Origin of the sequence: Streptomyces sp. CA-135486 (assembly GCF_050936555.1) — a bacterium.
Classification (GTDB): Bacteria; Actinomycetota; Actinomycetes; order Streptomycetales; family Streptomycetaceae; genus Streptomyces.
Genome location: NZ_JBNJMM010000002.1, coordinates 3,067,380 through 3,087,271, shown reverse-complemented (window position 1 = coordinate 3,087,271; position 19,892 = coordinate 3,067,380). Strand labels below are relative to the sequence as shown.

20 protein-coding genes are annotated in these 19,892 nt (G+C 70.3%); 7 read left to right on the top strand and 13 right to left on the bottom strand.

Going from position 1 to position 19,892, the window contains the following annotated elements; all coding sequences use genetic code 11:
• Nucleotide 1 precedes the first annotated feature (1 nt).
• Both glgA and ACQEVG_RS33735 read right to left on the bottom strand, forming a co-directional pair.
• Nucleotides 2-1,165 (bottom strand): glycogen synthase, encoded by a 1,164-nt coding sequence (glgA, locus tag ACQEVG_RS33740; protein WP_432990937.1) that lies wholly within the window; start codon nucleotides 1,163-1,165, stop codon nucleotides 2-4.
• Between the two features lie 161 nt (nucleotides 1,166-1,326).
• Nucleotides 1,327-2,025 carry a (2Fe-2S)-binding protein gene (locus tag ACQEVG_RS33735; protein ID WP_432993090.1) on the bottom strand — a complete coding sequence of 233 codons (699 nt, stop codon included), beginning with the start codon at nucleotides 2,023-2,025 and terminating at the stop codon, nucleotides 1,327-1,329.
• Nucleotides 2,026-2,225: 200 nt separating this feature from the next.
• On the opposite strand from ACQEVG_RS33735, the gene ACQEVG_RS33730 reads away from it, so the two are divergent.
• Complete coding sequence (locus ACQEVG_RS33730; protein WP_432990935.1) at nucleotides 2,226-3,350, top strand: DMT family transporter; 1,125 nt, start codon at nucleotides 2,226-2,228, stop codon at nucleotides 3,348-3,350.
• Here the strand turns inward: ACQEVG_RS33730 and ACQEVG_RS33725 are convergent.
• The gene (locus tag ACQEVG_RS33725) at nucleotides 3,231-4,481 is read right to left on the bottom strand and encodes a transglycosylase family protein (protein ID WP_432990932.1); all 1,251 of its coding nucleotides are present in this window, start codon (nucleotides 4,479-4,481) and stop codon (nucleotides 3,231-3,233) included. The genes ACQEVG_RS33730 and ACQEVG_RS33725 overlap by 120 nt on opposite strands.
• Nucleotides 4,482-4,572: 91 nt before the next feature.
• Nucleotides 4,573-5,841, bottom strand: a complete 1,269-nt coding sequence (locus ACQEVG_RS33720; RefSeq protein WP_432990929.1) for an ROK family transcriptional regulator — start codon at nucleotides 5,839-5,841, stop codon at nucleotides 4,573-4,575.
• 142 nt (nucleotides 5,842-5,983) lie between these two features.
• Here ACQEVG_RS33720 and ACQEVG_RS33715 point away from each other — a divergent pair, with 142 nt between their 5' ends.
• From ACQEVG_RS33715 to ACQEVG_RS33700, 4 genes are read left to right on the top strand one after another with little or no spacing between them, the layout of a single operon-like run.
• Complete coding sequence (locus tag ACQEVG_RS33715; protein ID WP_432990926.1) at nucleotides 5,984-7,297, top strand: extracellular solute-binding protein; 1,314 nt, start codon at nucleotides 5,984-5,986, stop codon at nucleotides 7,295-7,297.
• A gap of 10 nt (nucleotides 7,298-7,307) precedes the next feature.
• Nucleotides 7,308-8,315 carry a carbohydrate ABC transporter permease gene (locus tag ACQEVG_RS33710; protein WP_432990924.1) on the top strand — a complete coding sequence of 336 codons (1,008 nt, stop codon included), beginning with the start codon at nucleotides 7,308-7,310 and terminating at the stop codon, nucleotides 8,313-8,315.
• Nucleotides 8,308-9,171, top strand: a complete 864-nt coding sequence (locus tag ACQEVG_RS33705) for a carbohydrate ABC transporter permease (protein WP_432990921.1) — start codon at nucleotides 8,308-8,310, stop codon at nucleotides 9,169-9,171. The genes ACQEVG_RS33710 and ACQEVG_RS33705 overlap by 8 nt, the downstream gene beginning before the upstream one ends.
• 40 nt (nucleotides 9,172-9,211) lie before the next feature.
• Complete coding sequence (locus tag ACQEVG_RS33700) at nucleotides 9,212-10,567, top strand: GH1 family beta-glucosidase (RefSeq protein ID WP_432990918.1); 1,356 nt, start codon at nucleotides 9,212-9,214, stop codon at nucleotides 10,565-10,567.
• A 57-nt stretch (nucleotides 10,568-10,624) separates the two neighbouring features.
• Here the strand turns inward: ACQEVG_RS33700 and ACQEVG_RS33695 are convergent, their stop codons facing one another.
• Nucleotides 10,625-11,455: a class I SAM-dependent methyltransferase gene (locus ACQEVG_RS33695; RefSeq protein ID WP_432990916.1), complete on the bottom strand. Its 831-nt coding sequence runs from the start codon at nucleotides 11,453-11,455 to the stop codon at nucleotides 10,625-10,627.
• A gap of 71 nt (nucleotides 11,456-11,526) precedes the next feature.
• Between ACQEVG_RS33695 and ACQEVG_RS33690 the strand changes: the two genes are divergently transcribed.
• Entirely contained in the window at nucleotides 11,527-12,114 is a 588-nt protein-coding gene (locus tag ACQEVG_RS33690) for a TetR/AcrR family transcriptional regulator (protein WP_432990913.1), read from the top strand.
• 115 nt (nucleotides 12,115-12,229) lie between these two features.
• Here ACQEVG_RS33690 and ACQEVG_RS33685 read toward each other — a convergent pair whose 3' ends face one another.
• Nucleotides 12,230-12,565, bottom strand: coding sequence for a tetratricopeptide repeat protein (locus ACQEVG_RS33685; RefSeq protein WP_432990911.1), 336 nt, complete (start codon nucleotides 12,563-12,565; stop codon nucleotides 12,230-12,232).
• A 425-nt stretch (nucleotides 12,566-12,990) separates the two neighbouring features.
• Here ACQEVG_RS33685 and ACQEVG_RS33680 point away from each other — a divergent pair, with 425 nt between their 5' ends.
• The gene (locus ACQEVG_RS33680; RefSeq protein ID WP_432990908.1) at nucleotides 12,991-13,137 is read left to right on the top strand and encodes a hypothetical protein; all 147 of its coding nucleotides are present in this window, start codon (nucleotides 12,991-12,993) and stop codon (nucleotides 13,135-13,137) included.
• A 175-nt stretch (nucleotides 13,138-13,312) separates the two neighbouring features.
• Here the strand turns inward: ACQEVG_RS33680 and ACQEVG_RS33675 are convergent, their stop codons facing one another.
• The 7 genes from ACQEVG_RS33675 to ACQEVG_RS33645 all read right to left on the bottom strand — a co-directional run bounded on the left by ACQEVG_RS33675 (nucleotide 13,313) and on the right by ACQEVG_RS33645 (nucleotide 19,869).
• Nucleotides 13,313-14,101 (bottom strand): SDR family NAD(P)-dependent oxidoreductase, encoded by a 789-nt coding sequence (locus tag ACQEVG_RS33675; RefSeq protein WP_432990905.1) that lies wholly within the window; start codon nucleotides 14,099-14,101, stop codon nucleotides 13,313-13,315.
• A gap of 5 nt (nucleotides 14,102-14,106) precedes the next feature.
• Nucleotides 14,107-15,120: an NADP-dependent oxidoreductase gene (locus ACQEVG_RS33670; RefSeq protein ID WP_432990901.1), complete on the bottom strand. Its 1,014-nt coding sequence runs from the start codon at nucleotides 15,118-15,120 to the stop codon at nucleotides 14,107-14,109.
• A 226-nt stretch (nucleotides 15,121-15,346) separates the two neighbouring features.
• Nucleotides 15,347-15,904 (bottom strand): GNAT family N-acetyltransferase, encoded by a 558-nt coding sequence (locus tag ACQEVG_RS33665; RefSeq protein ID WP_432990898.1) that lies wholly within the window; start codon nucleotides 15,902-15,904, stop codon nucleotides 15,347-15,349.
• 227 nt (nucleotides 15,905-16,131) lie between these two features.
• Nucleotides 16,132-17,046 (bottom strand): PfkB family carbohydrate kinase, encoded by a 915-nt coding sequence (locus tag ACQEVG_RS33660; RefSeq protein WP_432990895.1) that lies wholly within the window; start codon nucleotides 17,044-17,046, stop codon nucleotides 16,132-16,134.
• Nucleotides 17,043-18,035: a zinc-dependent alcohol dehydrogenase family protein gene (locus ACQEVG_RS33655; RefSeq protein WP_432990893.1), complete on the bottom strand. Its 993-nt coding sequence runs from the start codon at nucleotides 18,033-18,035 to the stop codon at nucleotides 17,043-17,045. Before ACQEVG_RS33655 ends, ACQEVG_RS33660 begins: the two co-directional genes overlap by 4 nt.
• The gene (locus ACQEVG_RS33650; RefSeq protein ID WP_432990890.1) at nucleotides 18,032-18,925 is read right to left on the bottom strand and encodes a carbohydrate ABC transporter permease; all 894 of its coding nucleotides are present in this window, start codon (nucleotides 18,923-18,925) and stop codon (nucleotides 18,032-18,034) included. The genes ACQEVG_RS33655 and ACQEVG_RS33650 overlap by 4 nt, the downstream gene beginning before the upstream one ends.
• On the bottom strand, nucleotides 18,922-19,869 hold the full coding sequence (locus ACQEVG_RS33645; RefSeq protein ID WP_432993087.1) for a carbohydrate ABC transporter permease: 948 nt from the start codon (nucleotides 19,867-19,869) through the stop codon (nucleotides 18,922-18,924). The genes ACQEVG_RS33650 and ACQEVG_RS33645 overlap by 4 nt, the downstream gene beginning before the upstream one ends.
• Between the last annotated feature and the right edge of the window lie 23 nt (nucleotides 19,870-19,892).

Sequence of the window (19,892 nt, the reverse complement as noted above, 5' to 3'; positions counted from 1 at the left end):
GTCATCCCTGCTTGAGCAACTCCTCGTACACCTCGTACGTCCGGCGGGCCACCTGGTCCCAGCCGAACCCGCGCACCGCCCGCTCGCGTCCGGCGGTGCCCATCCTGGCGGCCTCGGCGGCGTCGTCGACGACCCGGTTCACCGACTCGGTGATGCCCTGCTCGAAGTCCTCCGGATGACGGGCGTCGTACGGCACGAGGAGTCCTGTGCGTCCGTCGTCCACGACCTCGGGGATGCCGCCGACCGCGGATGCGACGACGGCCGTGCCGCAGGCCATGGCCTCAAGATTGACGATGCCCAGCGGTTCGTAGACCGAGGGGCAGACGAACACCGCGGCGTGGCTGAGCAGTTGGACGACCTGGGGGCGCGGCAGCATCTCGGGAATCCAGTGCACCCCGTCCCGTACCCGGTCCAGCTCCTCGAAGAGCTCACGGAATTCGCGGTCCGTCTCCGGGGTGTCCGGGGCGCCCGCACAGAGCACCAGCTGGATGTCCGGGTCGAAGGAGCGGGCCGCACGCAGCAGATGCGGGACGCCCTTCTGGCGGGTGATGCGGCCGACGAAGAGGGCGAAGGGGCGGTACGGGTCGATGCCGATCCGCTCCAGGACGGTCGTGTCGTGGTCGGGGCGGTACAGGCCGGTGTCGATGCCGTTGTGGATGACACGCACCCGGTCCGGGTCGATGGCCGGATAGCAGTCGAGGATGTCGGCGCGCATGCCGTGGGAGACGGCGATCACGGCGTCCGCGGCCTCGATGGCCGTGCGCTCCGCCCAGCAGGAGAGCGCATAGCCGCCGCCGAGCTGCTCGGCCTTCCAGGGGCGCAGCGGCTCCAGGGAGTGGGCGGTCATCACATGCGGAACGCCGTGGAGGAGCCCCGCGAGATGGCCGGCGAGGTTGGCGTACCAGGTGTGGGAGTGGACCAGTTCGCGGCCCTGCAGCTCGGCGGCCATCGCCAGGTCGACGGAGAAGGTGCGCAGCGCGTCGTTGGCGTTCTCGAGTCCGGCCCGGGGCTGGTGACGCAGTACGCCCTCGGCCGCGCCCTCGCCCCAGCAGTGGACCTCGAGATCGGCGAGAGCGCGTAACTCCCGGGCGAGGAACTCCACGTGGACCCCGGCCCCGCCGTAGACGTCGGGCGGATACTCGCGCGTGAGCAGTCCCACCTTCACCGAGACTCCCCTCGCCGAAACGGTCGGTTCAGCGCCGACGGCCTGGTGCCGGCCGGGGGTCCGGCCACGGCGAAGCCGCTGTCCGGCGCAGTGTCCCGGGACGACACAGCACCTCATGATGGTCACTCAGATGGGGCCTGCGGGGAAGACCGCGGTCAGGATCACTCGGCCGTGCGGGCGGACCGCTGCGGCGGACGGTCGAAGACGCAGTCGCCACAGAGCCCGCCGCCCGGGCAGCGGTAATAGAGGCAGCAGCTGCGCCGCCGCATCGCCGGGCCCTGCACGGTGCCGGACAGATCGGGGTGTGCGAAGAGCTCGGCGGCGAGTGCCGTGGCCCGCCCGGCCACCTCCGGCCGGCCGGCGCGCCGGGCCCAGGCGCGCAGCTCGCGCACTGCTCCGGCGAGTGCGGAGCCCGCGTTGCCCCACAGCAGCCGCGGCGAGATCCGGGTGTCGCTCATCAGCGCATCCGCAAGCGGCACGAGATGGCCGTACTGCACGCTCTCGCGAATGGCGGCTGCGGTGGCGGGCAGCGGGCGGGAGCCGTCCAGGCACAGATCGTCGGGCGAGCTTCGCGACGGATCCCAGTGCAGCCGCGCGGGGTCGAGGTCGGGCAGCTGCCCGAAGAGCGCGGCACTGCCGAGCGCGACCGACCAGAGCCGGGCGGTGAACCCCAGATGCGCGATGGATGCGGCGACCCGTCGTTCCGGGGTGCGCAGCCGGGCGGCGACCGTGTCGACACGGGCGGTGAGCGAGGCCGTGTCGCCCGCGTACAGATGTGCCAGCGGAATATGCTCACCGTCCGGCGCCCCGGTCCGCAGGGCGAAGAAACCACCCACCGACGCCACCTCGTCCAGATCCACGCCCGCGCTCCCGTCCCCTGCCGTCGCCCGTGTCCGCACCAGGTCACCGTATCGATCAGTCGTGTCCTCTCCCCCGCCCACGACCTGCTCACCCGTCGTGAGGGGGACTTTTGACCTACGCTCGTACTACGTCGGCAGTACGTCCAAGTGCCTGCTCAAGGACGACGACGTAGACGCAGAAGAGGGAGATCGTGGACTCTATGAGTTCCCTCGCGCCGGCCGTGGTGCTGTCACTTGTCTCCGCGGTCGCATATGCGGCCGGGGCAATCATGCAAGAGCATGTCGCTGCCTCCACCTCGGCCCGCCCCTATGCCCCGCTGCATCACGCCGCGTGGTGGGTCGCCGTCGCGCTCAACGGCCTCGGCGCGGTGCTCCATGTGCTGGCGCTCGCGTACGGGCCGCTGAGCCTGGTCCAGCCGCTCGGCGCGCTGACGATCGTCTTCGCCCTGCCGATGGCCGCGCTGTTCGTACGGCGCCGGGCGGGCGCCGCCGCCTGGCGCGGCGCTCTCATGGCGACGGTGGGACTCGCGGGGCTGCTCGCGCTCACCGGCACGGCCGCTTCCCACTCGCTGGACGGCGGGCAGCGCGCGATGCTGGCAGGCGCGACCTTGGGCGGTGTGGCGCTGCTCTTCCTGGTCGCCCAGACCGTGCACCGGCCGATCATCCGCAGCGTGCTGCTGGCCGCGGCGGCGGGAGTGGCCTTCGGCATCGCTTCGGTGTTCACCAAGACCGTCGCGGTGGACTGGTCGTGGTCCGCGCCGGGGAACCAGTGGCCGAGCCTGCTGGTGATCGCGGTGCTCGCCTGCGGCGGTCTGCTGCTCTCCCAGGCCTCGTACCGCGGCGCGGGCCTGGCGGCGCCGCTGGCCACCGTCACGGTCGTCAACCCGGTGGTGGCGGCCGCGGTCGGCATCACGATGTTCGGTGAAACCTTCCGCTACGGGCTGACCGGCACCGTGCTCGCGCTGGGCTTCGGCGCCCTGGCGGCGGGCGGGCTGATCCTGCTGACGACGGAGCGGCTGGCCGCGGCGCGCGCGGAGGCAGAGGCACAGGCACAACAGCTGCATGCCGAGGCGGAGGCGCACATGCGCTCCTCACGCTCGCCGCTGCATCCCTCTCAGCAGCCGGTGCTCCCTGGGGAACCCCGGGAACGCCGCGCGGAACGCGCGCAGTCGGACGGGCACCGTGCCGACCCGCAGGAGCGTGTGTCAGAGCGAGACGCCACCCGACCTGAGGTAGGCGACGGGGTCGATGTCGGTCCCGTATCCGGGGCCGGTGCGCACCTCGAAATGGAGATGCGGTCCCGAGCTGTTTCCGGTCGATCCTGAGCGGGCGATCCGCTGACCGCTGCTGACCTGCTGCCCGGAGCGCACGGTGAGCGCCGAGAGATGCGCGTACTGGCTGTATTTCCCGTCCGCGTGGCGGATGACGACCTGATAGCCGTACGCACCGCCCCAGCCGGCCGAGACGACCCGGCCGGCGGCGACGGCCTTCACGGAAGTGCCGGTGGGGACCGGGAAGTCGACGCCGGTGTGGTAGCCGCTGGCCCAGGAGGAGCCGGACTTGCCGTACGGGGTGCCGGTGCTCGCCTCGACGGGGGCGCTGAGTCCGGTCCGGTGCGTGGGCGTGGTGGCGTGCACCTGCTTGGCGGGCTTCTTGGGCGCCTGCTTCTTGGGAGCTTGGTGCTTCGGAGCCTGGTGCTTGGGAGGCTGATGCTTCGGGGCCTGCTGCTTCGGAGGCTGATGCTTGGGAGCCTGGTGCGGCTTCGGCTGGGCCGCGGGCCGCGGCCTGGTCCCCGGCTGCTGCCCGGCCGGAGCCTCGATGCGCAGGATCAGCTTCTGGCCAGGGTGGATCAGGTCGGGGTCACTGCCGACGACCGCGCGGTTCTGCGCGTACAGCTGCTGCCAGCCACCCCTGACCTGCTCTGATTCCGCGATCTTGGAGAGTGAGTCGCCGCGGGCCACGGTGTAGCCCTCGCGGTGCGTCGGCACGGTGGTCGGCGTCGCCTTGCGGGGTGCGACGGGCTTCGGCTTGCTCTCCGGTGCTAATCGCCGGACGGGCGCGATCTCGGGCGCGTCCCCGCCCCGGGTGAGCCCCGCGCGGGCAGAGCAGAGTGGCCAGGCCCTCGGCCCCTGCCCCTTGAGCACCCTCTCGGCGACGGCGATCTGCTGGTCCTTGCTGGCCAGATCGGCACGGGGGGCGTACTGCCTGCCGCCGTACGCCTCCCAGGTGGACTGGGTGAACTGGAGCCCGCCGTAGTAGCCGTTGCCGGTGTTGATCTTCCAGTTGTTGGTGGACTCGCAGGCCGCCACCTTCTCCCAGACGTCCACGGAGGCCGCATGCGTCGTGCCCGCACCGATGAGCGGCAGGGCCATGCCCGCGCCGCCCGCGGTGAACGTCAGAGAAGCCCGGTTGATGCGGCTCGGCTGGTATCGGCGGTGCCGACCGGTTGCGCCCATGGTGAGACTCCCCCACTGACATGTTGGTCACGCATGCAGTTCACGTCGCAAGCGGTCAACTTAGGGGCTTGACACGGGCGATGACAAGGGTTCAGGAACGGCGCAGGGTCGCAGGGCGGCTGCCGCCGCGAGCCAGGAAGTCGGCGAGCGGGAGCGTGGCGGCGCCGACGGTGACCGCGTCCGGGCCGAGCCGTCCCAGCTCGATGGCGGTGCGGTCGGCGGCGTACCGCAGTGCGTACTCCCCTGCGTAGCGGCGCACTTCGGGGAGCAGACGGGGCCCGATGAGCAGTCCGGCCCAGCCTCCGATGAGGATGCGTTCGGGACGGAAGAGGTTGATCAGATCGGCGACGGCCGCGCCCAGATACTCGGCGGTGTCGTCGAGAAGGGAGAGCGCAACCGGGTCGGGTTCGGGGCCGTCCGGACCGGGGAAGGCCGCGGCCAGCAGGGCGGCCAGCGCGGTCTCGTCGTCCGCGTCGGCGGGGAGCGGTCCTCCTGCCTCCTGCCATCGCTCGCGCAGGCCTTCCGCGCCCGCGTACGCCTCCAGACAGCCGAGGGCGCCGCAGCGGCAGCGCCGCCCCCGGATCCGTACCGTCGTGTGTCCCCACTCCAGCGCGCTGCTGCGGGCGTTCTCGTCGGGGGTGGCGGCGTGTACGACGCAGGCGCCGACGCCGGAGCCGATCAGGGCGACGGCGGCCTCGCGGGCGCCGCGGCCGCCGCCGAACCACATCTCGGCCTGGCCCAGGGTCTTCGCGCCATTGTCGATGAACAGCGGTACGTCCGGCGGAAGTTCGACGGATTCGCGGAGCAGCTTCTCGAAGGGCACGGCGCTCCAGCCGATCGTCTGGCCGTGCACGATCGCGCCGACGGTGCCGTCGTCGGACCCCTGCTCGATGATGCCGGGGACTCCGATCCCGACGCCCAGCAGTCGCGCCGGGTCGGCAGCCGCCTCCCGCAGCACGTCGGCGACGCCGGTGCGTACATGGGAGACGACGCGCTCGACGTCGTAGCCGTGCTGGGCCAGCAGCCGTTCGGTGCGGGCGAGTTCGGTGAGCGACAGATCAAAGAGCTCGACGCGTACGCGTGTCTCACCGATGTCGATGCCGATCAGCAGGCCGCTGCCGGGCGCGACGCGCAGCAGGGTGCGCGGCCGGCCGCCGTCCGAGTCGACCACCCCGGCCTCCTCGAGCACTCCTTCGGCGACCAGTTCGGAGACGACATTGCTGATGGAACCTGAACTCAGCCCGGTGGCCGGGCCGAGCTCCTGACGGCTCAACGGGCCTTCGAAATACAACCGTTGCAGTACCCGAGCACGGTTGCCTCGCCGCAGGTCACGCACTGTCCGTCTGTTGCGCTCCGCCATGGTGCTCCTTCCCTCGACGCAACATACCCCGGTCGGGGACCTTGACGCGACCTTCTCTCACCTCTTAAATCACGGTCTGAAATAAGTCATGGAGGCCGTTCGGGAACCGAACGCAGCCACCCCCGGAAAGGGGCCACCTCTCATGCGCACTGCCAGAGCCGCAGCAGCCGTCGCCGTCGTCACCGCGCTCGCCGCCACCACCGGATGTGGAGGAGGCACCGCCACCGACGGGGGCGGCAGCAATGAATCGCCCAAGACGCTCACCTACTGGGCCTCCAACCAGGGCCCCAGCATCGAGGCCGACAAGAAGATCCTCACCCCCGAGCTGAAGAAGTTCGAGGAGCAGACGGGCATCAAGGTCAAACTCGAGGTGATCCCCTGGTCCGATCTGCTCAACCGGATCCTGGCCGCCACCGCCTCCGGGCAGGGCCCCGACGTCCTCAACATGGGCAACACCTGGTCGGCCTCCCTCCAGGCGAGTGGAGCACTACTGCCCTGGGACCAGAAGAACTTCGACGCGATCGGCGGCCGGAACCGCTTCGTCTCCTCCGCGGTCGCATCGGCCGGGTCCGAGGGCAAGGACCCCGCCGCCGTGCCGCTGTACTCGCTCGCGTACGCGCTCTACTACAACAAGAAGATGTTCGCCGAGGCGGGCATCTCACAGCCGCCCGCCACCTGGGACCAGCTCGTCACGGACGGCAAGAAGCTCTCCAGAAACGGGAAGTGGGCGCTGGGCGCCGAGGGCGGCAACCTGGCGAACAACATCCATCAGGTCTTCGTACTCGCAAAGCAGCACGGCGCCGACTTCTTCGACTCCTCCGGCAAGCCCACCTTCACCTCCGACGGCGCGGTCGCCGCGGTGAAGCAGTACGTCGACTTCATGGCCAAGGACAAGATCGTCGCGCCGGGCAACGCGGAGTACGCCCAGAACCAGTCGCTCCAGGACTTCGCCCGCGGCAAGACGGCCATGGTGCTGTGGCAGGCCGCCGCATCGACCTTCGCCGCCCAGGGCATGAAGCCCGCGGACTGGGGCGTCGCTCCGGTACCGGTCCCGGCGGGCGCTCCCGGCAACGGCAAGAACACCAACTCCATGGTCGCCGGCATCAATATGGCCGTCTTCAAGAACACCAAGAACATCGACGGCGCCAAGAGGTTCGTGAAGTTCATGACGAGCGACGCGGAGCAGAAGCTCCTCAACAAGACATACGGATCGATCCCGCCGGTCAAGGCCGCGCAGCAGGATCCGGCGTTCGCGGCACCCGAGTTGAAGGTGCTGCGCGACACGCTCGCCACCAGCGCGGCGCCGCTGCCCCAGGTGCCCACGGAGTCGCAGTTCGAGACGGCCGTCGGCACCGCCGTCAAGGAGCTGTGGGCCGAGGCCGCCGCCGGATTGCCGGTGACGACCGAGTCCGTCAAGGCGCGTCTGGCCAAGGCCCAGCAGCAGATGCAGCAGTGAGGCCCGCCCCATGACAGCCACCATGACGGAAGGCCGCACGGACCGGGCGGACAGCGGCGAGAGCGTGGGCAAGGGGGTTGTCCGCAGCAGACTGCCGCGCCTCCCGGCCCGGATCCGCCGCGGCGGCCTGCCCTATCTCCTGCTGCTGCCCGCCGTCGTGCTCGAACTGCTCGTCCATCTGATCCCGATGGTCATGGGCATCGTGATGAGCTTCCGCCGGCTCACCCAGTTCTACATCCGCAACTGGAGCGAGGCCCCCTGGGCCGCGCTCGACAACTACAAGGTCGCCGTCGACTTCGACGCCCCGATCGGCCAGGCACTGCTCCATTCCTTCCTCGTCACCTGTGCCTTCACCGCTCTGGCCGTCGGCCTGTCCTGGCTGTTCGGCGTCGCCGCGGCGATCACGATGCAGGACAGCTTCCGCGGCCGGGGCTTCCTGCGGGCCGTCTTCCTCACTCCGTACGCACTGCCCGTGTACGCGGCCGTCATCACCTGGGCGTTCATGTTCCAGCGCGACAACGGCATGATCAACCATGTTCTGCACGACCAGCTCGGCCTCACCGACCAGCGCTCCTTCTGGCTGATCGGCGACAACAGCTTCATCGCGCTGGTCGTGGTGGCGGTGTGGAAGTCCTGGCCGTTCGCCTTCCTGATCGTGACGGCGGGGCTCCAGAACATCCCGCGCGAGCTGTACGAGGCCGCGGCGATCGACGGCGCGGGCATCTGGCAGCAGATCCGCAAGATCACCCTGCCGTCGCTGCGCCCGGTCAACCAGGTGCTGGTGCTCGTGCTGTTCCTGTGGACGTTCAACGACTTCAACACGCCGTATGTGCTGTTCGGCAGGGCCGCGCCGGAGGCCGCCGACCTGATCTCGATCCATATCTACCAGTCGTCGTTCGTCACCTGGAACTTCGGATCGGGCTCCGCGATGTCCGTACTGCTGCTGCTCTTCCTGCTGTCCGTCACCGCCGTCCATCTGCTGCTCACCTCGCGGGGAAGGAGGAGCGCCGATGCCTAGGCCCGCCCGCTCGCCGAGCGCACCGCCGCGGTCCTTCGTCTGGACACGCCGCATCGTCCTGACGTTTCTGACGGCGTTCGCGCTGCTGCCCGTCTATGTGATGCTCAGCAGCTCGCTCAAGCCGCTGCAGGACGTCTCGGGGAAGTTCCGGTGGTTTCCGTCCGGGCTGACCGTCCGGCCGTACATCGACATCTGGCACACCGTGCCGCTCGCCCGCTACTTCCTCAACTCGCTGATCGTGGCGGGGGCGGCGACCGTGCTGTCGGTGGTGATCGCGGTGTTCGCCGCCTACGCGGTGAGCCGCTACCGGTTCCGCGGGAAACGGGTCTTCACGATCACCGTGCTCTCGACGCAGATGTTCCCCGGGATCCTCTTTCTGCTCCCGCTGTTCCTGATCTTCGTCAATATCGGCAACAGCACCGGCATCGCCCTGTACGGCTCGCGCGGCGGACTGATTCTCACCTATCTGACGTTCTCGCTCCCGTTCTCCATCTGGATGCTGATCGGCTACTTCGACTCGATCCCACGGGAACTCGACGAGGCGGCGATGGTCGACGGCTGCGGAGCGCTCGGCGCGCTCGTACGGGTCGTGGTACCGGCAGCCGTGCCGGGCATCGTCGCCGTGGCCGTCTACGCGTTCATGACCGCCTGGGGAGAAGTGCTGTTCGCCTCCGTCATGACGAACGACACCACCCGCACCCTCTCCGTCGGGCTCCAGGGCTACGCCACCCAGAACGACACCTACTGGAACCAGGTCATGGCCGCCTCGCTCGTCGTCAGCGTGCCCGTCGTCGCCGGGTTCCTGCTGCTCCAGCGCTATCTCGTCGCCGGCCTCACCGCGGGCGCCGTCAAGTGAACCGCCCGGTCACCCCCGCTCCCCTGCAGAAAGGCAGTCCGTGAACGACCTCAACGCCCTCCCGGCCGACTTCACTTGGGGCGTCGCCACCGCCGCGTACCAGATCGAGGGAGCCGTGGCCGAGGACGGCCGCACCCCGTCGATCTGGGACACCTACTCCCACACCCCCGGCGCCGTCGCGGGCGGCGACACCGGCGATGTGGCGTGCGACCACTACCACCGCTGGCCCGAGGACATCTTGCTGATGAAGCAACTGGGCGTCGGGGCCTACCGGTTCTCGATCGCCTGGCCGCGCGTCGTGCCCGGCGGCGACGGGCCGGTGAACAGGGCGGGACTCGACTTCTACGACCGGCTGGTGGACGGCCTGCTGGATGCGGGCATCGCGCCGTTCGCCACGCTCTACCACTGGGACCTGCCGCAGATCCTGCAGGACCGGGGCGGCTGGCCCTCCCGGGACACGGCCGAGCACTTCGCCGCGTACACCTCGGCCGTCACCGAGCGCCTCGGCGACCGGGTCAAGGACTGGGCTACCCTCAACGAGCCGCTGTGCTCGGCGTGGATCGGCCATCTGGAGGGCCGGATGGCGCCGGGGCTCACCGATCTGCGGGCCGCGGTACACGCCTCGTACCATCTGCACCTCGGTCACGGACTGGCCGTCCAGGCGATCCGCGCGTCCTCGGCCGACGCCCGCGTCGGCATCGTCAACAACCTCAGCCCGATCGAGCCGGCCACCGAACGCGAGGAGGACCACGCGGCCGCGGTACGCGCCGACGGCCACACCAACCGCTGGTGGCTGGACCCGGTCCACGACCGCGGCTATCCGCAGGACATGCTCGATCTGTACGGCGTCGAACTGCCCGAACGCGCGGGCGACTTGGAGACCATCGCGGCACCGCTCGACTGGCTGGGGCTGAACTACTACTTCCGCCAGATCGTCACCGCCGACCCGACCGGGTCCGTGCCGTACGCCAAGCAGATCTATCTGCCGGGCGCCCGTCACACCGCCATGGGCTGGGAGGTCCATGCGGACGGCCTGGAACAACTGCTGCTGCGGCTGACCGAGGAGTACGGCGCGCAGCGCATCCTGGTCACGGAGAACGGCTCGGCCTATCCCGACGTCGTACGGGCCGACGGGACGATCGACGACCCGGAGCGGGTGCGGTACCTGGAGGAACATCTGGCGGCCTGCGGCCGCGCGGCACGCCGGGGCGCGCCGGTCGCCGGGTACTTCGCGTGGTCGCTGATGGACAACTTCGAGTGGGCTTACGGCTACGACAAGCGGTTCGGTCTGGTGCATGTGGACTACCCGACGCAGCGGCGCACGATCAAGGGGAGCGGATACCGGTACGCGGACATCATCCGGGCGGCGAGGCAGAGGGCACGCAGGGCGGCGTGATCGGGGGCCTGCGCTCTCGTCATTCGTAGGTCTCGGGTTCCGCATCCACCCCGCGGGTCAGGCGGCGCCGGTTCGCGCCGCGGTGACCGCCACCGTGGTGTAACGCATCGTGAAGCTGCCCCCCATCGCGTCGACAGCGGCCCCGACGCCCGCCAGTACCTCCGCCAGCTTGTCCGACGGAAGCTGGGTGAGGTTGCCAAGGGTGGGCATCTGGTCCAGCCACGCGTCCCGGGTGTAGGACCACTCCCAGTCGAATCGCCACTGCTCCGGTTCGCTGAACCCGCCCGCCTCGCGGATCCCGTCGGCGGCCCTGGTGAACAGCACCTGGTACCCGTCCAGGGCTTGCTTCTTCATCGCCTGGAGGTTGGACGGCGAGTCGGGCATCACCCGCTGGTGGACCGCGGTGAAGGCTTCCGCAACGTCGGGCGGAAGCTGGAACACGTTCCAGAAGGCTGCCAGCCGGCCGCCGGGTCGCAGCACCTGCGCGGCCTTGGCCGCTCCCGCAACCGGGTCTATCCAGTGCCAGGACTGACCAGCGACGACCGCATCGCATGCCCGGCCGGCCGGGTCCCAGGCTTCAAACGTCGCTACGTCAACCTCGACCCCGCTGCGCCGCGCCAGGTCGGCCATCCGCGCGTCGGGCTCGACCCCGAGCACCCTGCAGCCGGCCGCCTGGAACTGCCGGGCGTCTATGCCGGTTCCGCAGCCGACGCCGAGGACATCGGACCCGGGGCTACCGGCGACGATCCGGTCCACCATGGCGGCGGGATAGCGGGGCCTGGCCCGGTCGTAGCGTTCGGCGTCCGAGCCGAATGACTCCGCCGCCTGCCGGTGTTGATGTGGCTCGTTCTCCGAAGAATCGGCTTGCGCCGAGGGTAAAGTGGGCATGTGCCCACTATTAGTGGGCACATGCCCACTCGTCAACCGGGCGGGCCCGTCGAGCGAGGGAAGGATGCACAGTGCCGACAGGGGTAGCCATCCGCGACGCGCGCGAGCAGCTGTTCGACGCCGCCGAGCGCGTCCTGCTCCGGGACGGACCGAACGCGTTGACCAGCCGGGCGGTCACCACGGAGGCAGGCTGCGCCAAGGGCGTCCTGCACCGGCACTTCGCCGACTTCGACGCCTTCCTCGCCGAGCTCGTGCTCGACCGCATCGGCCGGATCGACCACCAGGCTGCCGCCCTGCGCGACTCCGCCGGGACCGGCACCGTCGCCGGCAACCTCACCGGCGCACTGATGGCTCTGTTCGGGTCGGTCGCTGTGGCGATCGTCGGCCTCGTGACCTCCAGGGATGACCTGCGCGCCAGGCTGCGCCAGGCCATGCCGACCGGCGTCCCGGTCCTGACGGAAGCGGCGGCCATGATCGCCTCCTACCTCACCATCGAGCGCGAACTGGGCCGTATCGCGGCCGAGTTCGACATCGACACGCTCGCTCCCACGCTGATCGGGGCCGTGCACATGCTGTTCGCCGACCGGAAAGGCACTCCGCCGGAGGCTGGAGCCGTCCACAAGGTCGTGACCGCGGTCATCGCCGGCGTCGCCCAATGACCGCTGCAATGAACGGCCCAGCAGCAAGCCCGCACCCGGGGAGACATCGACCCTGTACGCCGAACCCAGGCACTGTCCTGCCTTTTGGGTCAGGTTGAGGTCGGGCAAGTGATGTCTACCGCGTGGTGGGTGTCGCCGAGGCAGGCGAGGCCGGTGGCTTCACTGCGGCGCACCCCGGTTCGGTGGCCTCCTGGGCCAGGAGGAGGGCCTGCCGACAGTGCGCGAGGGCGTGGTGATGGTCGCCGAGTTGGGCGCGAAGCCAGCCGATGTGGTTGAGGGCGGCCGACTGTCCAGCCCGGTCGTCGGCGGCCCGGTAGTGATCGAGACTTTGGTGGGCGTGGTCGAGTGCTTGCTGGTAGCTGCCCTGGGCCGCGGACATCCGTGCGAGGTGTTGGCGGGTGCGCTGGCCGGCGTGGCTGCCGAGTTCGCCGAACAGCTCCAGAGCGAGCAAGTAGTGGCTGCGGGCCTCGTCGGGATCGGGCGGCCTCGAAATCCGGCCGGAGCCGGACGGCTCCGGATCGGTCCGGACGGTCCCCCGGCGCCGTCACGTCACGTCCGAGGACATCGGTTTTCGCAGCCCCTGATACGGTCTGCGACGCTGCGCCCGCTTGGGCGCCACCATGGCCGAGCGCCCGGCCCTGGCGCGTACCCACTCAGGCACCAGGCACCAAGCACTGGTGGAGGGCGAGAGGGACACGGCGGTCAAGGAACCGGTGATCCGGTACGACGGCCGGCACCGGCACGCATGGATCTGCTGCCACCCCCTCGACGAGCCGGGCGAAGAGGACCGCATGACGACGGCGTACGCCACCAGCGACGACGGATTGCGGTGGCGGTGGCACGGCACAGCGCTGACCGGTCGTCCCCGTGAGTGGGATGCGCGTGGCGCCACGGCTGACCAGCGTCCCGGCCGACGGCCGCGCCAGCTATCACGGGCGGGCCACGGCGCAGGAGAACTGGTTCGAGCGGACCGGACTGGCGGCGCCGGCCGGCGCCGCCAGTCCGGTGGATCGTCCCGCTTGAGAACTCGCCGGTCGTGGACGTCGGCTACCTCGACGTCCTCACACTCCCCGGCAGCGGCTACCGGATCTCTTACGAGGCGCGACTGCCCGACGGAAGCCACGAATTGAGGACCGAACGGATTCCTCCCACCGCCGGTGGCCGACGAAGCCGACCCCGGTAGGCGACGAGGTCCGGCTCAGCCGGTCGCGGCCTCGTCGATGCGCCGCCGGAGGCGTCGCATCCCGCGGAGCCACCGATCCGTGTCGGTCGCCCGGAACGCGTAGTGGTCCTGTACTTCCGGGTGCGGAAGGATGAGGAACCGCCCGTCCGCGAGTCCCTCCATGACCTTGTCGGCGACTTGCTCAGGTTCGAGGACCGAGCCGCCGAGCACCGCCTTGGCGGCACCGTCGGTCTTCTCGTACATCTCGGTGCGTACACCCAGCGGGCACACGACCTGGACCGTCAGGCCCTTCTCGCCGTACGTGGCCGAGAGCCACTCGGCGAAGGCCAGCGCGCCGTGCTTGGACACCGAGTACGGGGCCGATTCGAGGTGGGTGAGCAGGCCCGCGGCGGAGACGGTGGCCAGGAAGTGACCGCGTCCCCGTTCCAGCCACGGCCCGACCAGATGGCGCGCCACCCGCACGTGCCCCATGACGTTCACCTGCCAGACCTGGTCCCACACGTCTTCCGGGGCGTTCTCCCCGCCGCCGGGCTCGATGCCCGCGTTCGCGCAGAACAGGTCGATGTCGCCGAGGTGGGCGCGTGCTGCCGCCACCAGGGCGGCCACGCTCTCCTCGGCGCCGGCGTCGCCCGGCACGGCGAGCCCGCCGACCTCGGCGGCGACCCGGGCGGCCGCCGCGCCGTCCAGATCGTTGACCACGAGCCGGGCGCCCTCGGCGGCGAACCGGCGGGCGAGCGCCGCGCCGATCCCCGACCCGGCCCCCGTGACGACCACACCCGCATCCTTGAGATCCATGGCTGCCATCTGCCCTACTCGTCCGCGACCTTGAGCACGAGCTTGCCGAGGTTCTCACCACGGAACAGCCGCAGCAGGGTCTCGGGGAATGCCTCGACTCCGCCGGAAACCACGTCCTCCATGGACCGCAGCCGGCCCGCCGCCAGCCACTCGGCCAGCTTCGTCGCGGCCTCGGCGTACCGGTCGGCGTAGTCGAAGACCACCATTCCGGTCATGGAGGCGCGGTTGACGAGCAGCGACATGTAGTTGCTCGGCCCCTTGACCGGCTCAGTGTTGTTGTACTGGGAGATCGCGCCGCAGATGACGATCCGGGCGCCGCGCGCCAGCCTGGTCAGCACCGCGTCCAGGATGTCACCGCCGACGTTGTCGAAGTAGACGTCCACGCCGTCGGGGGCGTGCGTGCGCAGAGCCTTCCGTACGTCCTCGGTCTGGTAGTCGATCGCGGCGTCGAACCCGAAGTCCTCGACCACCGAACGGCATTTGCGCTCTCCGCCGGCGATGCCGATGACGCGGCAGCCCAGGATCTTTGCGATCTGGCCGACCACGCTGCCGACCGCTCCGGCCGCTCCGGAGACCACGACGGTCTGCCCCGGTTTCGGGCGTCCGATGTCGAGCAGACCGAAATAGGCCGTCATGCCGGACATGCCGAGAGTGCCGAGATACACGGGCAGCGGCGCCAGCGCCGGGTCGGCCTTCGTGACACCGCGCCCGTCGGACACGCAGTACTCCTGGACACCGAACGAGCCCGACACGTGGTCCCCCACCGCGAAGCCGGGGTGCCGGGAGGCGATGACCCGGCCCACCGCGCCGGCCCGCATCACCTCGCCGATCTCGACCGGCCGGATGTATGACTTGGCCGCGTTCATCCAGCCGCGCATCGCCGGGTCGATCGACAGATAGAGCACCTGCACCAGCAGCTCGCCGTCGCCCGGCTCGCCGACCGGCTCCTCGATCTGCTCCCAGTCGGTCGGGCGGGGCTGCCCCACGGGGCGTGCGGCCAGGCGCAGTTGACGGTTGATGCGGCTCATCTCCGCGGCTCCTCGGCTGTGGTGGGCGAATCCCGGTACGCGGCACGAGGTCGCTGCCGGATGCCAGGGCGGCTGCGACGTACCTACCGGTCGGTACGTGCCTCGTGAGGTTAGGTGCTCCCCTGCCAGGAGGCAAGTGGCCCCGGCAGCGGCGCGAGTGGTTCACGTCACATCACCGGCGGTGCAGCCCGGCGCCGACGTCGTGGGACGCGGCCACCACGCGCCGTCACGAACCGCCGTCAGTGTGGGCAGGTGCACTCCACACATCGAGCACAGGACCGCTGCCGGAGTGGGCACCGACGGCGCCGATCCGTGTCCATCCCCAGCTCTGGAAAGCGCTGCGCGCCGGGACGTTCGCCGGCTCGACGAGCACTGTCAGCAGCGCCGTGTCCGAGCGCTCGAGGAGCCGGTGCACAAGCGCGGTGGCGACACCACGGCGCCGTTGCGCCGGAACCACCATCAGCTCGGCGAGGACCCAGCCCTGCCCCGAGGCGGTGAGTTCCTCGATCTCACGCGGCAGCTCTCCCCGGAAGTCCTGCCACCAGCCACCCTCCCGGTCGAGCCGGAACCCGTACGCGCACCCGGCGAGCCGCGCCGCGCCGGTCACCACCATGTCGAAGCCGGGGGCCTGCATATCCTCGGCGAAGCGCCGCAGGAACTCCTGCCGGTCGTGGAACTCCTCCCCGGAGAAGCCGTGGTAGGCCTCCACGTACACATCCGCCACGCTCTCCCGCTGCTGTTCGGCCTGCCACCGGGTGAGACGCCGCACAAACACCTCAAGCATGCATTCCTCCCCTGCCGGCCCCGGCTTCGGCTTCCCCGGCGCCGGGCGGCCGCCGTCCCGCTTCCATCGTGAGCGGCGCGACCCCGCAGGGGAACCACCACGATCGTCTCGATATGGCCGATTCGGTGCGCTCGCCTCTGGCTTCGCGGGAGGAAACCAGGTCGGAGACGGACCTCGTCCGGCCCGCAACGCTCGCCCCGCCGGGGGAGATGCGGCGAGGCGAGCGGTCACGCGTGGGCCGGTGCCGTCGGTTCGGTCCCCGTCTGGGTGACGACCGATGCCGCCACCTGTGCCGCGAACTCCAGCATGCTCGCCGCACGGTCCGGGCTCAGCCCGCGATCCCAGCCGCCCGACGTGCCCAGCCAGGCGAGGGCGCCCGCCATGAAGGCGTCCCCGGCGCCAATGGTGTTGACCACCTGGACCGGTACGGCAGGGATGGATACCGGCGGGCCGTCCGGGGCGTACGCGACGGCGCCCCCGGCACCGCGCGTCATCACCACCAGGCGGCCTCCCGCTGCCATTCCCCGGCAGGTCTTCTCCGGGTCCGTGTCCGGCCACAGCCGCAGCACGTCCTCGTTGCTCGCCTTGAAGACATGCGCCAGGTGGCACAGTTCACGCAGCAGGCCGAGGCTGCGGCCGGCCTCGATCGTGCGGTCCTCACGCACATTGGGGTCCACCACCAGCAGGGAGTGCCGGGCGGCGGCCTGCGCGGTCAGCGCGACGGCCTCGGCCGCCGGTTCGACGACCGCGGCCAGGCCTCCGACGTAGACCGCGCCGTAGCGTCCTGCCGCCGCGGTCCGCTCGGGCAGTCGGAACGTCGCCGTGTCCTGGAGGTGGAAGTGGTAGCCGGTCCCCTTCTCCCCCGGGTCGGCGACCGCCAGGGCCGTAGGGAGGTCGGAGCGGGCGCAGAGGCTGAGGTCCACGCCCGCGTCCCCCAGCCGCCGCTCGATGGCCCTCGCGAAACCGTCGCCGCCGAGGGCTCCGGCGAACGCGACGGGCCTGCCGAGGCGGGCCAGGCCGACCGCGACATTGGCGGGGGCGCCGCCGGGCTGCGCCCGCAGGATCCCCGGTTCGCCGGGTGCGGGGACGAGATCGATGAGCGCCTCGCCCAGGACCAGAACTCCGTCCGGCCCGCCGCTCACGGCTCCACCACGATCTTGCGGCCCTGTCCCGCCCTGAACCGGTCGATGGCCTGCGGGTACTGCTCCAGCGGCAGCCGGTCGCTGATGAAGACGGACGGATCGAGCACTCCGCTCGCGAAGAGCGCGGTGGCCCGCTCATAGCTGTGCAGCACGGCCATGGAGCCGGTGATGGTGATCTCCTGGTTGTAGATCCGGTACGGCTCGATGACCGCGGTCGTCGCATAGTCGGCGACCCCGAACTGCAGGAAGGTGCCGCCCTTGGCGACCCGGCCGAGACCGTCCTGGATAGCGGCGGCGTTGCCGGTCGCGTCGATGACGAAATCCCAGCCGCCCGGCTGGTCCAGCTCCTGAGCGGTGGCTGCCGAGCGGGAGCAGCCGAGCAGTGAGGCCGTGGCCAGGCGGTCGGGATTTATGTCGAGTACGTCCACGCCCGCGGCGCCGGTGCGCTTGGCGAGCTCCAGCATCATCAGGCCCATGGTCCCCGAGCCGTAGATCAGCACACTGGCGCCCAGGGTGCTGCTGTTCAGCACGTCGTATCCGCGGACCGCGCACGACAGCGGCTCGATCAGGGCCGCGTCCCTGACGTCGATGTGGTCGGGCAGCCGTACGCAGTTGGCGACGGGCGCGACGGCGAACTCGGCCGCGCCGCCGGGCACCGTGACGCCGATGGCGGCCCATCGGTCGCACAAGTTGCCGCGTCCTGCCCGGCAGTAGCGGCATTCGTGGCAGTGCAGGGACGGATCGACCGCGACCTTGTCGCCGACCGCCAGTTCGGTGACGTCACTGCCGACGCCCACGACTTCGCCGGCGAACTCATGGCCGGGCAGGATCGGCAGCGTGGGTGCGAACTCGCCCTGCAGAATGTGCAGATCGGTGCCGCACAGACCGCACGAGGCCACGGAGACGACGACATCGCGGGGCCCCGGGGTGGGGTCGGGAACCGTCGTGACCGAGACCTTGCCGGGGGCTTCGACGATCGCTGCCCTCATTTAACAGCTCCAAGGGAGAGGCCCTGGACGAGCTTGTCCTGGGCGGCGTATCCGGCGGCGAGCACCGGCAGGGACACAACGACGGACGCGGCGCACAGCTGGGCGAGGAACAGGCCCTGGCTGGTGACGAATCCGGTCAGATAGACCGGCGCGGTCTGGGCGACCACACCGGTGAGTACCCGGGCGAAGAGCAGCTCGTTCCAGCTGAAGATGAAGCAGATCAGGGCCGTGGCGGCGATCCCTGGGGCGGCCACCGGCGCGACCACCCGGGCCAGGACCGTGGGCAGCCGGGCGCCGTCGACCTGCGCTGCTTCGATGATCGAGACCGGTACGTCCGCGAGGAAGGACTGCATCATCCACACCGCGATCGGCAGATTCATCGAGGTGTAGAGGATGACCAGAAGCCAGATGTTGTCCAGCATTCCGGCGTTCTTCGCGAAGAGGTAAACGGGCAGCAGCCCCGCGACGACCGGGAGCATCTTGGTGGACAGGAAGAAGAACATCACGTCCGTCCACTTGCGTACGCGCCGGATGGAGAGCGCGTACGCCGCCGGGAGGGCGAGGACGAGCACCAGCAGTGTGGAGAACGCCGATGCGGTCAGGGAGTTGATCAGCGAAGGCCAGGGGCTCGGACCGCCGCCCGCGCCGAAGAACTCCCGATAGCCGGCGAGGGTCAGCGGCGCGCCGAGGGTGGGTGGATTGGTCGCCGCGTCCGCCTCGGAGTGCAGCGAGGTCAGCAGCATCCATGCGGCGGGCAGACAGAACCCGATGCCCGCCACCCACGCGAGCAGGCCCAGCGCTGCGGAGCGGCGCCTGGCCCGGCGCGCGGCGGGTGGCAGCAGTTCCGGCGGCAGTTCCGAAGGAGCCGGGGCGGCTGTGGTCGCGGTCATGCGCGGTTCGCCTCCTCACGGAAGAGGGACGAGACCACCCGGAGCGCGAAGGTCGCGATGATCATCGTGCCGATCACGACGACGACTCCCGCGGCGGACGCCAGTCCGTACTCGTGGGCTTGGTAGAAGGTCTGGTAGATCGTGTACGGGAGGTTGGCGGTGCCGAGCCCCCCGGAGGTGATCGTGAACACCGCGTCGAAGTTCTGCACGATGTACACGGAGCCGAGCAGCACGCCCAGTTCGAGATAGCGGCGCAGATGCGGCAGCGTGAGATAGCGGAAGGACTGCCAGGCGCTCGCTCCGTCGAGGCGCGCGGCCTCCATCATGTCGGCGGGCCTGCTCTGCAGCCCCGCGAGCAGGATCAGCATCATGAACGGTGTCCACTGCCAGACGAGCGCGGCTTCGACGGCGATGAGCGGCATGCCGGATATCCAGTCCGGCTGGGCGGGGGTGTCCTCGCCGAAGAGTCCGGCGACCCAGGTCCAGGCCCCGTTGAGCAGTCCGTACTCCGGGTTGTAGAGCGCGTGCTTCCACAGCAGCGCCGCGGAGACCGGGACGATCAGGAAGGGCGTGATCAGCAGGGTGCGCACCATGCCGCGGCCGAAGAAGGTGCGGTCGAGGAGCAGCGCGAGCAGCAGCCCGAGCAGCACGGTGGCGCAGACGACGCTCGCGGTGAGCAGGACGGTGGTGAGGACCGAGTCGCGCAGCTCCGGGTCGGTGACCACGGTGCTGTAGTTGGCCAGTCCGGCGAAGCTGCGCGCGTCGGGGTTGAGGGAGTTCCAGTCGAAGAGCGAGATCACCAGCGTTGCCACGAACGGCAGTTGGGTGACCGCGATCAGGAAGACGAGGGCCGGCAGGAGCGGGGCCCGGGTGGCCCAGGCCCGTACGCCCCCCTTCCGTTTCTTCGACTGCCGCGCCCGCTCCGACCGGACCTGCGGGTTCAGCTGTTGTGTGGTGACGGAGGCAC

What these genes read in the sequence shown, in the direction of transcription:
- ACQEVG_RS33680 (WP_432990908.1), top strand. Translation starts at nt 12,991, where the DNA reads ATGCGCGTGGCGCCACGGCTGACCAGCGTCCCGGCCGACGGCCGCGCC.
- ACQEVG_RS33730 (WP_432990935.1), top strand. Translation starts at nt 2,226, where the DNA reads ATGAGTTCCCTCGCGCCGGCCGTGGTGCTGTCACTTGTCTCCGCGGTC.
- ACQEVG_RS33675 (WP_432990905.1), bottom strand. Translation starts at nt 14,101, where the DNA reads ATGGCAGCCATGGATCTCAAGGATGCGGGTGTGGTCGTCACGGGGGCC.
- ACQEVG_RS33670 (WP_432990901.1), bottom strand. Translation starts at nt 15,120, where the DNA reads ATGAGCCGCATCAACCGTCAACTGCGCCTGGCCGCACGCCCCGTGGGG.
- ACQEVG_RS33650 (WP_432990890.1), bottom strand. Translation starts at nt 18,925, where the DNA reads ATGACCGCGACCACAGCCGCCCCGGCTCCTTCGGAACTGCCGCCGGAA.
- ACQEVG_RS33725 (WP_432990932.1), bottom strand. Translation starts at nt 4,481, where the DNA reads ATGGGCGCAACCGGTCGGCACCGCCGATACCAGCCGAGCCGCATCAAC.
- ACQEVG_RS33705 (WP_432990921.1), top strand. Translation starts at nt 8,308, where the DNA reads ATGCCTAGGCCCGCCCGCTCGCCGAGCGCACCGCCGCGGTCCTTCGTC.
- ACQEVG_RS33695 (WP_432990916.1), bottom strand. Translation starts at nt 11,455, where the DNA reads ATGCCCACTTTACCCTCGGCGCAAGCCGATTCTTCGGAGAACGAGCCA.
- ACQEVG_RS33710 (WP_432990924.1), top strand. Translation starts at nt 7,308, where the DNA reads ATGACAGCCACCATGACGGAAGGCCGCACGGACCGGGCGGACAGCGGC.
- ACQEVG_RS33715 (WP_432990926.1), top strand. Translation starts at nt 5,984, where the DNA reads ATGCGCACTGCCAGAGCCGCAGCAGCCGTCGCCGTCGTCACCGCGCTC.
- ACQEVG_RS33655 (WP_432990893.1), bottom strand. Translation starts at nt 18,035, where the DNA reads ATGAGGGCAGCGATCGTCGAAGCCCCCGGCAAGGTCTCGGTCACGACG.
- ACQEVG_RS33720 (WP_432990929.1), bottom strand. Translation starts at nt 5,841, where the DNA reads ATGGCGGAGCGCAACAGACGGACAGTGCGTGACCTGCGGCGAGGCAAC.
- ACQEVG_RS33665 (WP_432990898.1), bottom strand. Translation starts at nt 15,904, where the DNA reads ATGCTTGAGGTGTTTGTGCGGCGTCTCACCCGGTGGCAGGCCGAACAG.